This is a genomic window from Paenibacillus sp. UASWS1643, from assembly GCF_008693195.1.
GTDB classification, from domain to species: Bacteria; Bacillota; Bacilli; order Paenibacillales; family Paenibacillaceae; genus Paenibacillus; species Paenibacillus amylolyticus_B.
Genome location: NZ_VXKZ01000097.1, coordinates 125488 through 140003, shown reverse-complemented (window position 1 = coordinate 140003; position 14516 = coordinate 125488). Strand labels below are relative to the sequence as shown.

Genomic DNA, 14516 nt, shown 5'->3' with positions numbered 1-14516 from the left:
ACACGACCGTTAAGCCCTCTAGCGCCGATGGTACTTGGACCGCAGGGTCCTGGGAGAGTAGGACGCCGCCAAGCAATTGAAGGACACACTTGATCATATCGAGTGTGTCTTTTTTGTGTTTATCTAATTTGATCATGAAAGAGGAACAGCTCACATTTGTTGGGCTGTTTCTTATGACCCTCTCACTTCACTTACACGATTGTAAGGCAGTTGTAAGTTAGATCAATACAATCAACCTAGTAGCTCCTGTATACTAATCCTATCCATCGATGGGGTTGAATTTCAGGGGGAGTTGGCGTGAGGTTATTTGAAATCCTATTATTCTTCTCTAGTGTATGTTTATTGGCATTTTTGTTCATTCCCAATCAACGTATACGAAGAACAGCTTTGCTCATGACAAGCGGAGTCGGCTTTATTATTTTAGTGATACATTTTCTAGTTGAAGGATACAGGATTCAGCTTGTATTCTTATACGGATTTACGACCCTGATGTTCATGTTTTCTCTTATAAAAGTTGTTCGAACGCAGAAAGGAGTGTGGCCAGCCTCCCGAATTCCGAGAGTGCTTGGTCCGCTTTTTATTGCAATTGGGCTGATCGCAACAGTCTGTTTCCACTATGTGTTTCCGGTTTTTGACCTTCCAGCACCAACTGGCAAGTTAAAAGTAGGCACACAAGTCTTTCATTTCGTCGATCCAAACCGGGAGGAGACATTCGGGAAATCAGAGACAGGCAAGAGAGAATTAATGGTTCAGGTGTGGTATCCGGCTGAAGCTGGCACTGGGAAGTATACTCCATTTATCCCTAATCCCCGAATCTTATCTTATATGGCGGAGAATTATGGTCTCCCCGGGTTTACTTTTCAACACCTGAAGTATGTATCCAGTCATGCTTACTTGGCGACTGAAGTCTCTTCAGTTCAGGGCTCATACCCATTGATTCTTGCAAATCCCGGCTTTGGTTCCTCCAGGTTTCTTCACACGTCACAAGCCGAAAATCTGGCGAGTCACGGATATATCGTGGCAGTGATCGACCACACCTATAATACATTTGCAACCGAGTTTCCGGATGGTCAAATCACGACCAGTACAACCAGCGATTTGTTTTCACCCGAACATGATTACAGAACAGAAAGAGAAAACCGTGACAAGTTGGGAAAAGTGTTAACCGACGATGTGGTGTTTGTGCTTGACCAATTCGAACTGATTCAATCGGGGAAAATTCCAAGTCAGCTAAAAGGGAGGGTGGATGTGGGTCATATAGGAGTGTTCGGTCATTCCATTGGAGGAGCGACGGCCTATGATGCTTCTTACGATCCACGAATAAAGGCTGGGATAGACCTTGATGGAGGACTTTATGGTCTGCATGACAAAGAGGGCCTGAGGAAGCCGATTTTGTTCATGAACTCGGAAAGTGGATACGAAAAATTAAAAATGTTGATCGATCACCAAGTCTACACGGATGTTGAACTTGAGCGTATGGGTAATACAAGAGAGTGGGTGGATCAAGAAAGGAAAGACAAAAAGTTGGAGCTTGATCGGATGCGTAAAACAGTTGCCGCAGGGGGACAAGTTCTATATATCAATAATGGGGAGCATTTAAATTTTACAGACGTGCAGTTCATTTCTCCAATTTTTAAAATTCTGGGTATTACAGGGAAGATTGCGCCCGATAGAGCGAATTTCATTATTAATTCCTATATGCTGGATTTCTTTGATATGTATCTGAAAGAAAAGGGTGGAATCTTAATGAATGGACCCGATAGTCGGTTTCCGGAAGTGAAATTCATAACCCCACTATTATAATTATGGAACAGGTTGTCGATATTGCGATAACCTGTTTTTTATATGATTTTGTATCCGTTCCTTCAAACGTAGCTAGCAGAAATGTCAATCCCCCATCCCCGTTATTGAGGTTCACCTTAACCTCAAATTTTTAATTCGACTGATGTAACCCTTATAAAAGGACAAAGTGTCTATAGAAAGCTCGTAAATAGGGTAATGGTTCAGAAACATCTCTTCACGCGGATAAAAGTAATACTGATTCCAAGTATAAATTGAGTAAAGATTATAAAAAAATTAGTACCAAGTACTAAGACTTAGTGCTATAATGGTAAAAAACAAGTGAGGTGACTACCGGTATGAATCATCAATCAAAGGCAACCATCACGGCAATGGGGACGTATGTACCGGATCGAATATTAACGAATGCTGATCTGGAGAAATTAGTTGAGACAAGTGACGAATGGATTGTGCAACGTACAGGCATGAGAGAACGGCGAATTGCAGCTGAAGATCAATTTGTATCTGACCTGGCTACGAAGGCTGTAGAAGATATGATACGTCGTTATGATGTAAGTGTAGAAGATGTGGATATGATCCTTGTGGCTACAAGTACACCTGAATATGCTTTCCCAAGTACGGCATCCAGAGTACAGGCTAATCTTAAGATCCCACACACGGGTGTACTGGATTTAAATGCTGCATGCGCAGGTTTTACCTACGGACTACAGCTAGCCGACAGTCTGGTGACCAGTGGAATGTACCGCAAAGTACTGGTTATTGGAGCAGAGACATTATCCAAAATTACGGATTACACAGACCGCACGACTTGTGTACTGTTTGGTGATGGAGCGGGGGCCTTCTTGGTGGAGAGATCATCGGGTGCTGAAGGTGACTTTATGGCAGCCATATCAGGTACACATGGAGAAGGCGGTGTACATCTCTATAAGACTGGCTTGTCTTCTGAGATGAATGGTGTGCCTTTACAGGGTGAGGGATGCCTTGTTCAGAATGGGCGAGAGATTTATAAGTGGGCTGTACGGACGATCCCAGAGCAATTGGATAAGCTGATAACGAAAGCTGAATTAAGCCCTGACCAGATTGACTGGTTTGTCCCGCATAGTGCCAATATGAGAATGATTGAAGCTGTTTGCGAACGTGGTCCGGTTCCTTTGGAACGTACTCTAACCAGTGTAGAGTATCGTGGGAACACATCTGCTGCGTCCATTCCGCTTGCTTTACAGCTTGCAGTGGATGAAGGGAAATTGAAAGAAGGACAGAGTGTAGCTCTCTTTGGCTTTGGTGGTGGTCTGACGTACGCAGGTCTGGTGCTGAAATGGGGCGTGCCGGACAAGGTTCAGGAATGAGTAACATATGATGGTATGCAATACAAAAATAAATAGAGAAAATAAAAGAGACCACCCAAACTTCATGCAGTCATGAAGAGGGTGGTCTCTTTAGTGGGTTAACTCGTTTCAAAAAAAGTGATATGATTGCATCTATTTTTTGTGTTAATCGGAATTGCTTAATCCCGTAAATATTTTACGGCGTAAGCTTAGGCGCTTGGCGGTGATGTGTACCTTGTTCGTAGCTGTACGCTAGCTTGATCAAGTTTCCTTCATCAAAAGCACGACCCAGGAATTCCATGCCTACAGGCAGTCCATCGGTTGTGAAACCAGCAGGAACCGTAATTGCCGGGAAGCCGGAGAAAGGACTCAATCGGTTGTTACCACCGGAGTTTTGCCCTTCGCCAATAACACCAGCGGCTTGTGTGGACGTAGGATAGATGATGGCATCCAGATTATTATCTGCCATTACTTTCAGCAAGGATTCACGTGTAAATTGGGTACGTTTCAGGACGATGTCCTTATATTCGGTAGTCTCCAAGGTTTGGCGTGCATCCCGAGTCTTCATGGATTGTTCTTGGGACTTATCAAACTCTCCGGAAGCGATGATCTCGGACAGACTGTGATATGGAGCATCTGCACCCAATGAGTCCAGATAGTCATTCAGCTGGAACTTGAATTCATATCCACTAAGGCTTGGGTATTTGTTGATCTCGGCCAAGTTCGGGATAGAAATGGGAACTGCGGTAGCGCCAAGTGACTTCAATTCTTCCACAGCTGTGTTGATGACATCAGCAACGGCTTTTTCTTCAGCTTTGGTACTTGGGATGAGTTCTGTGGCCACACCGATGCGTGCACCTTTCAGTCCGTTTACATCCAGAAAGTCTGTATAGCTGGAAGGGATTTTTCCAACCGCGTAAGCTGTAGCGACATCCTTTTTATCATATCCGGCTGTAGCATCCAACATGATTGCAGCGTCACTAACCGTACGTGCCATAGGTCCACCTACATCCTGTGTCAAAGCCAATGGGATAATGCCTTCACGGCTGGACAGTCCGATGGTTGGGCGGATACCCACAAGGCTGTTGAAGCTGGATGGGATTCGGATCGAACCGCCAGTGTCTGTACCCATGCCGGCTGCGGCAAAGTTAGATGCAATGGCTGCACCTGTTCCACCGCTTGAGCCACCTGGATAATGGTCCAAGGCGTAAGGGTTAAGCGTTTGTCCACCCAATGAACTGGATGTCGTGATGCCAAATGCGAATTCATGCAGGTTTGTTTTGCCCAAAATAATGGCGCCAGCTGCTTTGAGTTTCTTCACTTGTTCAGCATCGTGAGCAGGAATGGAATCTTTCAGACAGATACAGCCTGCGGTTGTCGGCATGTCATTGGTATCGAAATTGTCTTTCACCAAAATCGGAACGCCATGCAGAGGTCCGCGGGCACCTTGGGCTGCACGTTCTTCATCCAATTGCTCCGCAATTTGGAGTGCATCCGGGTTCAGAGTTAATACGGCATTTATGCTTACACCTTGATCATCGTATTTTTCAATGCGGTCCAGATATTTCTGAACTAGTTCTTTTGATGTCAGTTTTCCTTGCGTCATAGCGGCCTGGAGATCCATGATGGTTGCTTCCTCCAGGACAAACGGTTTTATGTAATTATAGATGCGATCTTTCAGTATGGAGAGGTCATTCTCGGTAAGTACAGCATTTGGAAGGAAGAGGGATTCCGTATAACCTTTCATCAACCCCGCAGTGTTCAGTGCACCGACAGCACCTGCAAAGGTGGATTCATCCGGGACATCCTTGAATGATTCGGTAGTCGAATCCAGCTTGAGCCATTGTTGCAAGGCAACCGCAGCATCTTTACGTTGTACGGTTGTTCCGGAGAGCTTGTCCATGGTAAAAGGAGCACCTGCAAGTGTAGCGGCTTCTTCCATGGCCTGAACAAATGCTGCCGGAGTAACAGGAGCTTTTCCTTTGGATACAGCAGCTACTATTGTTTTACTTGTAGGCGTTGCCGTTGCGGCTGATGCCGAAGGCACTGTTCCTCCCCATGTTGTGGCAACAACAGCCCCTGCCAGTAACAAAGCCCCACTTTTTTTCAATACAGATCCATGATAAGTCATGCATCCACGCTCCCTTCCTGTGTCTCATTGATGTGTTAGCAGCGATTCTGTTTCTATGCTTTTGACACATTGTATAGTTATGTTAGGTAATCTTACAAGGTTTATATTTATCCAAAAAAACGTATACAACAATACTTTACAGTGTTAATACTTATTCATGCTTCTATTTACATGTACTCAGAAAAACTATTACATACTGTAATGTAAAGAAATATAACACAAACTCGATATATTGATTAAACATGAGGTTACAGGATGCGAGTAGATGAGGAAGTAGAGATGACAGAGCATACCTTTAGTGTGAGATGATATAATGAAAAGATAGGGATAAAAGAGACATAACGTTCTACCAGAGAGGAAGAGATATGAAGTGAAAACATTGGTACTCGCAGAAAAACCGTCTGTGGCGCGCGAAATAGCCAGAGTTATGGGTGCGCGTGATAAACATAAAAGTTATATGGAAGGCCCGAAATATATCGTTACCTGGGCGCTTGGACATCTGGTTGGATTAGCTGAACCGGAGGATTACGACAAAAAGTATGCAACATGGAATCTGGAGGACCTGCCCATTCTGCCTGAGCGTACGAAACTGAAGGTACTTAAAGAGACCAACCATCAATATAAAGCAGTACAGCAGCTGATGAAACGTCAGGATGTAGGCGAACTGGTCATTGCGACGGATGCGGCTCGTGAGGGAGAACTGCTGGCCCGTTGGATCATGCAGATGGCCGGGTGGAAAAAATCGTTCAAACGCCTGTGGATTTCATCCCAGACAGATAAGGCGATCAAAGACGGATTTGCTTCGCTGAAGCCAGGCAGTCAGTTCGACCGTCTCTATGAATCAGCACGTTGCCGGGCAGAGGCCGACTGGATGATTGGACTTAACGTGACTCGTGCGCTAACCGTTCGTTTCAATGCGCAGTTGTCTGCTGGACGGGTGCAAACTCCGACCTTGGGCATGATTATGGATAGAGAAAATGAAATTAATGGTTTCCGCTCGCAGGAGTATGAGACGTTAACGGCAGATTTGGGCGGTTTTCAGGCTGTGTGGCGGGCAGCTGGGGGAGATTCACGAATTTTTGACCCTCAAGAAACGCAAGAATTGAAGAAACGGGTAGACGGGCGCAAGGGCACGATTGCCCAGGTGAAGAAAAGTGAGAAAGTAGAGCCACATCCACTGGCATATGACCTGACGGAACTGCAACGGGATGCCAACCGGAAATATGGTTTCTCGGCAAAGCAAACATCAAATGTCCTGCAACGTCTGTATGAACAGCACAAACTTGTGACGTACCCACGTACGGACAGCCGGTACCTGACTGCCGACATGACAGCTACATTGAAAGAACGTCTGGATAGTGTAGCCATTGGACCTTATGCGTCTCTGGCACGTCCTTTGCTGCGCAAAAATCTGAATATCACCAAACGTATTGTGGATGACAGCAAAGTGACCGATCACCATGCCATTATCCCCACGGAGCAAACGGTACTTCTGAATCAATTGAACCCGGAGGAACGCAAATTGTACGATCTGATCGTACGTCGTTTTATCAGCCTGTTCTATCCGGCAGCGAAGTACGATTCGGTTGCAATCACGGTTCAAGTGGGGAATGATTCCTTCCATGTCAAAGGTACAACAGTGAAAGAAAGTGGATGGCGTGAAGTATACGGCGGCGATTACAGCGATGATGACGATGACCGTGCTGATGATGCAGCAGACCATGAGCGTGCGCTTTTGCCAGATGTGCAGCAAGGACAGTCCGTGACGGTTCAGCGTTGTCATATTAAAAGTGGCCGGACTATGCCGCCCAAACGGTATACCGAAGCTGCTTTGCTTTCCCAGATGGAAAAGCATGGACTCGGTACTCCGGCTACACGTGCGGATATTATCGAGAAGCTGGTCAGTTCCGATACAATAGATCGTCAAGGCAACAGCATGCACCCGACTGGCAAAGGAAAACAGTTGATTGAACTGGCTGCTCCGCAGCTTCGTACACCGGATCTGACTGCTCGCTGGGAGGCTGAGTTGGAACGAATTGCACGTGGGCAAGGGAAACCAGGACCGTTCCTGGATAGTATTCGTTCAATGGCGAAAGAGCTGGTGTCTACGGTAAAAGGCAGCAAAGCAGAGTACAAGCCACATAATGTGTCCAATAGCCATTGCCCGGACTGTAACGCACGGTTGTTGGAGAAGAAAGGCAAGCGAGGCAAGTTTCTGGTATGTCCTACCGAGGACTGTGGATATCGTCGTTCGGCAGAGAAAAGATTGTCCAATCGTCGTTGTGCGCAGTGCCACAAAAAGATGGAAATCAAAGAAGGCAAGGCGGGGTTATACGTACAATGTCTACCTTGTGGTATTACAGAAACGTTGGATAAGGACAAACAGCATGTGAACAAACGCGATCAGCAAAAGCTGGTAAAACAATATGCGAAACAGGAGTCCATTGGGTCTAACCTTGGAGATTTGCTGAAGGCGGCTATGGAGAAAAAGGGAAAGTAACACGCTTGAGGTAGTTGAGGTCGTACCTCGTGCACTACGAACCATGTGAATGATTTACTTATTTACTCCAAATAAACTGATTGAGACTTTTCTATTCATACTTGTAAAGTCGTATAAGATCCTCCGTTTTCAGGCAACGTAAGCCAAGGAGGTGATACCTATATGCCGCATAACAAACCAGAGAAAATCCATAACCAGCAAAACAAAGACAGTATTCGGGAAGAGAGTATCGCTGTGCGCCCGGACAAAGCAGCCAAAAGAGTACCAAGCCTGAACGGTATTCCAAAACAGGAGTCTTAGGTCAGAGCGAAGTTAGCGTTATTACACAAATTTCCGGTTCCCTACCCGGTGCGTTGAACATGTCTCTGATGAGGACTATAATGGAGACAGGGAGATGTCCCGGGACAGGGGGATCGCTAGAATTATATGCAAACCGGACTTATATTGTGGTTTTTATTTATTAATGTAGTTGGTTATCTGGTGATGTCGGATGATAAGAGGCGTGCACAACAGCGTCGTGATCGTACACCCGAACGGACGTTATTCTTATTAGCATTTATAGGCGGTTCTTTGGGAGTCTGGATCGCGATGTATCGGAAAAGGCATAAGACTAAACATCCCAGCTTCACCATTGGCATTCCGTTGTTGTTATTCTTGAATGCGGTAATCTATGGTTACTTTATCCAATGAACACAGGCGTAACCGTTCATAGTGTGGGTTCATATGTAAATTCATTCGTATAAATGGTTCATTGTGGCTCTGGAACGTTTAAGGAGTTATATGGTTTTGTTAGTTTATTACATGTCAGACCGAAGCTTGCTTCGCGTGCTCTACATATAAAGGAAGGGACGGGATTCACATGTTATTTTCCAAAATATTAGTGGCTTATGATGGTTCCAAAGCTTCAAATAAAGCACTTGATCGTGCGATTGAGCTAGCGAAAGTGTCCCCAAATGCAGTACTGGATGTCATTCATGCTTTTGATTTCCCGCGTGTATTCATCGGTGAGGGGTTGGCTCCACTGCCACCTTCGCTTAATAATGACTACTACAATCTGGCGGTGCAGACAACAGATGAAGCGAAAGAACGAATTCAGGCTGCGGGTGTAACGGCCAATGTGGATCTGATTCAAGGAGCGGCAGCGGAAGTGTTGCTTGATTTTGCCAAAGAAAATGATTCTGATATCATTATTATTGGTAGCCGCGGACTGGGTGGTATTCGGGAATTTGTCTTGGGTAGTGTCAGTCACAATGTGGTGCAGCATGCTCAGGTTCCAGTACTGATCGTAAAATAATGGATGAAGTGTGTACGCAATGAAAAGCAGGAAGCCGGTTGTCTTCGAGAGATTGAAGAGGAGCCGGCTTTCTTTTATGGGATGAAATGGATGGTTAAGCGAATTTAAAGAAGCAATTCCCGAACATTATATTTGTCAATATGTTAAATGTTCGTCTTTAAGTTGACATTAGCTGTAGGGGATTGTTAGAATGTTAGATGTGTCGATCAGGTAAGAATAAGGTCGAGTAGGAACGAAATGTGTAATAAGAGATTACAAAAATGAACGAAGATAGTTTGATAGATATTTGCTCGTATAACGCCGGGAATAGGGCCCGGAAGTATCTACCCGGGAACCGTAAATTTCCGGACTACGAGGAGATACGGCTGAGAGTCGCATGCAACCAGATGCGGACAGCAAGCCCCCTTTTGGCATGCCCAAATGAGGGATACGTATTTCTTGGAGTCCGGTGTCCGGAGAAAATGTGATGTTTTCGCGGGTAGCGGATTTTTTCATTTCACACGTAATAAGAGTTCCTTATTAGTCAGATGTAATCAAAAAAGCTCAGACGGGAGTTGGATGTATTCATGTCACTGCAAGTCGCTGTAATTATGGGCAGCAAGTCGGATTGGGAAACGATGAAACATGCGTGCGAGGTGCTAGACGAGCTGGAGATTGGGTATGAGAAAAAGGTGGTCTCCGCCCATCGTACACCGGATTTGATGTTTGAATACGCAGAGCAAGCAATTGATCGGGGATTCAAGGTGATCATTGCAGGCGCAGGCGGGGCAGCACATCTACCCGGCATGGTTGCAGCCAAAACGATGCTTCCAGTCATTGGCGTACCGGTTCAATCCAAAGCATTAAACGGTCTCGATTCCTTGTTGTCCATTGTTCAGATGCCTGGTGGTATTCCCGTCGCAACTGTGGCGATTGGCAAGGCAGGGGCAACCAATGCAGGATTGCTGGCAGCTCAAATGATCGGTGCTTTTGACCCGGATGTCCAACGTCGTTCTGAAGCTCGCAGAGAGCGCATCAAACAAGAAGTACTCGAAAGTAGTGAAGAACTATGAGTAGTATAGGGAACCAACCCGGTATAGCAGGAGAGCTGAAAAATGTCCTGCTACCGGGGAAAACAACCATTGGCATTCTTGGAGGCGGACAGCTGGGACGTATGATTACGCTCGCAGGAACGGCAATGGGGTATCGATTCGTTACTCTTGATCCCGCTGCGGATGCACCTTGTGGTCAAGTTGCTCGTCAGATTGAAGCTGATTATGACGATGCCAAAGCTGCACTTGAACTGGCTCGGCAATGCGATGTTATTACGTATGAATTCGAAAATGTGGATGCAGAAGTCGCTGGGCTGCTCGAACGTGAGTCTTACGTTCCGCAAGGAAGTGCGTTACTATACACCACACAACATCGGTTGCGTGAAAAACGTGCAATTGAAGCCGCTGGTGTAAGAGTCGCGCCTTATCGTGAGATCACAAGTGTGGATACGATGCTAGCTGCTGTTAGCGAACTTGGCGTGCCATGTGTACTGAAGACGGTGACTGGAGGTTACGATGGCAAAGGCCAACGTGTAATTCGGGAAGCGAGTGAGGCTGTTGCCGCATACGAAGAACTTGCAGCTACAGGTGCGGAACTGGTGCTGGAACAATTCATCAAGTTTGAATGCGAGATTTCGGTCGTTGTAGCGCGTAGTACAAATGGGGAGATCAAAACGTTCCCGCCAGCGGAGAACATTCATGTGAATAACATTTTGCATGCTTCCATTGTACCGGCTAGAGTTGCCGCAGATATCCAGATTGAAGCTCAAAAGCTGGCAGCAGCGGTAGCAGAATCGATGAAGGCTGTTGGGTTGCTGGCTGTGGAACTGTTTGTAGCGGCGGATGGAAGACTGTACGTCAACGAACTGGCACCGAGACCGCATAATTCCGGTCACTATACGATGGAAGCTTGTGCGACTTCTCAGTTCGAACAACATATTCGTGCGATCTGCGGATTACCACTTGGGGACACTTCGTTATTGAGTCCGGTTGTTATGGTCAATGTGCTTGGAGAACATCTGGAAGGCATTATCGCCAGAACTGGGCAACCTGATGCGGAAGCGATAGAACTCGGTGTGATTCCCAAGCTTCACATATATGGTAAAACCGAAGCAAAAACAGGACGGAAGATGGGGCATGTGAATCTGCTCTGTCAGGATGTTGAAGAAGGATTGCAATGGATTGAACAAACTAACCTCTGGAGGAATACAAATTCATGATTGAACGTTATAGCAGACCCGAAATGAGAGCCATCTGGACCGAAGAGAACAAATTCCAATCGTGGCTGGAAGTTGAAATTTGTGCATGTGAGGCGTGGGCCGAACTGGGTGTAATCCCTAAGGAAGAAGCAGCATTGCTTCGTCAGAACGCATCTTTTGACATCGACCGCATCTATGAGATTGAAAAGGAAACACGTCATGACGTTATCGCATTTACACGTACGGTATCTGAAAGTCTGGGTGCGGAGCGAAAATGGGTGCACTACGGACTGACTTCCACAGATGTCGTGGATACGGCTCTGGGTTATGTACTGCGTCAAGCGAATGAGATTCTGGAAAAGGATATCATGAATTTCATTGAAATTCTTCGTGAAAAAGCACTGGCTTATCAGCACACACCAATGATGGGACGTACGCACGGGGTACATGCGGAGCCAACAACATTTGGACTGAAAATGGCGTTGTGGCATGAAGAGATGAAACGGAACCTGGAGCGTTTCCGTCATGCAGCAGACAATGTACAATACGGCAAAATCTCAGGCGCAGTAGGAACATATGCGAACATCGATCCGTTTGTTGAAGAGTTTGTCTGCGAGAAGCTGGGCACAAAGCCAGCGCCGATCTCGACTCAAACATTGCAACGTGACCGTCACGCAGAATATATGGCTACACTGGCGTTGATCGCCACGTCCCTGGACAAGTTCGCAACAGAGGTACGTGCACTGCAGAAGAGTGAATTCCGTGAAGTGGAAGAAGCTTTTGCTAAAGGTCAAAAAGGATCTTCCGCGATGCCGCACAAGCGTAACCCGATCGGTAGTGAAAACATCTCTGGCTTGTCTCGCGTCATTCGCGGACATATGGTATCAGCATACGAGAACGTAACGCTCTGGCATGAACGCGACATCTCACATTCTTCCGTAGAACGTATCATTCTGCCGGATGCAACGATGCTGCTGAACTACATGCTGAACCGTTTTGGCAACATCGTGAAGAACCTGACGGTTTTCCCTGAAAACATGAAACGCAACATGGAGCGCACCTACGGGGTACCATTCTCCGGTCGTATCATGACAAAACTGATCGACAAAGGTTTCAGCCGCGAGCAAGCATACGATACCGTTCAACCACGTGCGATGCAAGCATGGGAAGAACAACGTCAGTTCCAGGATATCGTGAAATCCACCCCGGAAATCACCGAAGTGCTGAATGAAGAGGAAATCGCAGATGCGTTCAACCCGTCATGGCACCTGAAGCACGTAGACACCATCTTCAAAAAACTCGGTTTGAACGATTAATATAATAAGGCTTTGAATTAGTCTACTCCCTAAAAAGTATAGGTTAATTATGTGTTCACGCTGGAACGGAGAAGGCAGAAAAAACCTGAAGAAGCAAAGCGCTCGCCTTTATCACAGGATTTTCCCCTTGAGAAAGGGGATCAGAAAAATCCGGGGATAACAGCGATCGGAAGGTTGTTCTGCATTCGGAGTGGCCCCGCGTGATGAGGGGAATTGGACGTATACTTTACATCTCCTGAAAGAAGGTGAGCCCATGGCACTGTCCACTGCGGCAGATCTCGTTAAAGCACCTCTGTTATATAAAGGAAAAGTACGTGAATTGTACGATCTGGGTGAACATTTTCTGATCGTGGTTACTGACCGAATCTCGGCATTTGATTATGTGCTGGACCCGGCAGTTCCCGAGAAAGGAAACGTACTGAACAAACTCAGCAGTTTCTGGTTTGAGCTGACAGGCAGCATGATGGAGAATCACGTCGTTCATACCGATGTGAATCAACTGGGTGATCTCATCACAGACCCAGAATTGCTTAAAGACCGCATCATGGTAACCCGCAAAGCTGAACGCATTGATATTGAGTGTGTCGTGCGTGGATACATCACTGGTGGGGGATGGAGACAATATGAGACAAGCGGTGAAGTGAATGGCATTAAACTGCCTGAAGGACTGCGCAAGAACGCCAAGCTCGAAGTTCCCATTTTCACCCCGGCAGCCAAAAATGATGTAGGGCACGACGAGGACATCCCGATGGATCGCATGAAAGAACTCGTGGGAGACGGACTTGCAATGGAGCTTCAGGAAAAAAGCTTGCGCCTGTACGAATTCGCGCGTGATTATTGTGATCAGCGTGGCATCATTCTGGCAGACTGCAAATTCGAGTTCGGCATCGTGGATGGCAAGGTCATCCTGATTGACGAAATCTTCACCCCTGATGCTTCACGCTTCTGGGCCAAAGAGAATTATGAACTCGACATCGAGATCGACAGCATGGATAAAGAGCCAGTGCGCACCTACCTTGCCGGAACCGATTGGGACAAAAACAGTAAACCTGATCCACTCCCACAAGAGGTAGTTGAAGCAACAACCGCAAGATACGTCGATATTTATAACCGTTTAACGAAATAATAACGTTTGAGCGCGAGCTACGGGAAAGTTTGGCTTTCGATCGCTGTTGCCCCCGGAATGTTCTGATCGTATCCTTTTTTCAAAAGGAAACATTCCGGTTGCAAAGGCGAGCACTTCGTTTCTCTAGCTCAAATCTTTCCCTCCGCCAGTGTTCAAACTGGTGGGTGAGGCAATTAAGCCAAAGACTTCTCTTCACATACAGGAAGTCTACAAATATAAAAATAATAAGGTTACTAAAGTAACTTAAAGACCATTAATTGTTTTCACGTAATGGTCAGTCTCGACCATTACACACCGTGCAACGTAAAAGGTTTAGGCCTTTAAAAAACGTCGCATGGACTAGCGGAGGGGCGGAATTGTTCTTAAAGGAGCGATAGCGTTCGCCTTTGTTCCCAGGTTTTGACCGCACAGCTGTTCAAAACAATCAAAAAACCTGGGGACAACAAGCGACCGGAAAGAACAATCCGCCCCGGAGCAAGCTCCAACCCCCATTTTTAACAGCGTAAAGCATTTATCCCGTTCATTACTGAGGAGGAACATAAGGATCATGATCAAAGCAACCGTATATGTCACTATTAAGCAAAGCGTACTCGACCCGCAAGGCGTAGCTGTTCAAGGAGCCCTGCATTCAATGGGATTCAACGAAGTGGAAAGTGTACGGATCGGTAAAGTCATGGAACTGAACCTGGATACAACAGATCGTGCGGAAGCGGAGAAACGATTGAAAGTCATGTGTGAAAAGCTGCTGGCCAACACCGTTGTTGAAGATTACCGCTACGAATTGGAGGGTTAAT

12 protein-coding genes, 1 rRNA gene and 1 riboswitch are annotated in these 14516 nt (G+C 46.3%); of the genes, 12 read left to right on the top strand and 1 reads right to left on the bottom strand.

Features of this window, described 5'->3' with window-relative positions; genetic code table 11:
* From rrf to FE296_RS06270, 3 genes are all read left to right on the top strand, one after another.
* A 5S ribosomal RNA gene (gene rrf, locus FE296_RS34205) occupies window positions 1-74 on the top strand; the annotation flags it as partial.
* A 223-nt stretch (window positions 75-297) separates the two neighbouring features.
* Entirely contained in the window at window positions 298-1803 is a 1506-nt protein-coding gene (locus FE296_RS06275; protein ID WP_150364525.1) for an alpha/beta hydrolase family protein, read from the top strand.
* 335 nt (window positions 1804-2138) lie between these two features.
* Window positions 2139-3146, top strand: coding sequence for a ketoacyl-ACP synthase III (locus FE296_RS06270; RefSeq protein WP_124118541.1), 1008 nt, complete (start codon window positions 2139-2141; stop codon window positions 3144-3146).
* Between the two features lie 175 nt (window positions 3147-3321).
* Here the strand turns inward: FE296_RS06270 and FE296_RS06265 are convergent, their stop codons facing one another.
* Window positions 3322-5256: an amidase family protein gene (locus tag FE296_RS06265; protein ID WP_150364524.1), complete on the bottom strand. Its 1935-nt coding sequence runs from the start codon at window positions 5254-5256 to the stop codon at window positions 3322-3324.
* 370 nt (window positions 5257-5626) lie between these two features.
* Here FE296_RS06265 and FE296_RS06260 point away from each other — a divergent pair, with 370 nt between their 5' ends.
* The 9 genes from FE296_RS06260 to purS all read left to right on the top strand — a co-directional run bounded on the left by FE296_RS06260 (window position 5627) and on the right by purS (window position 14515).
* Complete coding sequence (locus FE296_RS06260) at window positions 5627-7756, top strand: DNA topoisomerase III (protein ID WP_150364523.1); 2130 nt, start codon at window positions 5627-5629, stop codon at window positions 7754-7756.
* 162 nt (window positions 7757-7918) lie between these two features.
* A complete protein-coding gene (locus FE296_RS32655) occupies window positions 7919-8056 on the top strand; it encodes a hypothetical protein (protein ID WP_167483854.1) in 138 nt (45 codons plus the stop codon).
* A 126-nt stretch (window positions 8057-8182) separates the two neighbouring features.
* The gene (locus tag FE296_RS06255; protein ID WP_150364522.1) at window positions 8183-8446 is read left to right on the top strand and encodes a DUF1294 domain-containing protein; all 264 of its coding nucleotides are present in this window, start codon (window positions 8183-8185) and stop codon (window positions 8444-8446) included.
* Window positions 8447-8615: 169 nt separating this feature from the next.
* Complete coding sequence (locus FE296_RS06250) at window positions 8616-9050, top strand: universal stress protein (protein WP_047840488.1); 435 nt, start codon at window positions 8616-8618, stop codon at window positions 9048-9050.
* 270 nt (window positions 9051-9320) lie between these two features.
* A riboswitch (purine riboswitch) is annotated at window positions 9321-9422 on the top strand.
* A 194-nt stretch (window positions 9423-9616) separates the two neighbouring features.
* Entirely contained in the window at window positions 9617-10102 is a 486-nt protein-coding gene (purE, locus tag FE296_RS06245; RefSeq protein WP_017690699.1) for a 5-(carboxyamino)imidazole ribonucleotide mutase, read from the top strand.
* Window positions 10099-11301, top strand: a complete 1203-nt coding sequence (gene purK, locus FE296_RS06240) for a 5-(carboxyamino)imidazole ribonucleotide synthase (protein ID WP_223868788.1) — start codon at window positions 10099-10101, stop codon at window positions 11299-11301. The genes purE and purK overlap by 4 nt, the downstream gene beginning before the upstream one ends.
* Window positions 11298-12596, top strand: a complete 1299-nt coding sequence (gene purB / locus FE296_RS06235; RefSeq protein WP_124118544.1) for an adenylosuccinate lyase — start codon at window positions 11298-11300, stop codon at window positions 12594-12596. Before purK ends, purB begins: the two co-directional genes overlap by 4 nt.
* Before the next feature lie 253 nt (window positions 12597-12849).
* Window positions 12850-13722 carry a phosphoribosylaminoimidazolesuccinocarboxamide synthase gene (locus FE296_RS06230; RefSeq protein WP_150364521.1) on the top strand — a complete coding sequence of 291 codons (873 nt, stop codon included), beginning with the start codon at window positions 12850-12852 and terminating at the stop codon, window positions 13720-13722.
* A gap of 547 nt (window positions 13723-14269) precedes the next feature.
* Window positions 14270-14515, top strand: coding sequence for a phosphoribosylformylglycinamidine synthase subunit PurS (gene purS / locus FE296_RS06225; RefSeq protein ID WP_017690695.1), 246 nt, complete (start codon window positions 14270-14272; stop codon window positions 14513-14515).
* The last annotated feature ends 1 nt before the right edge of the window (window position 14516 follow it).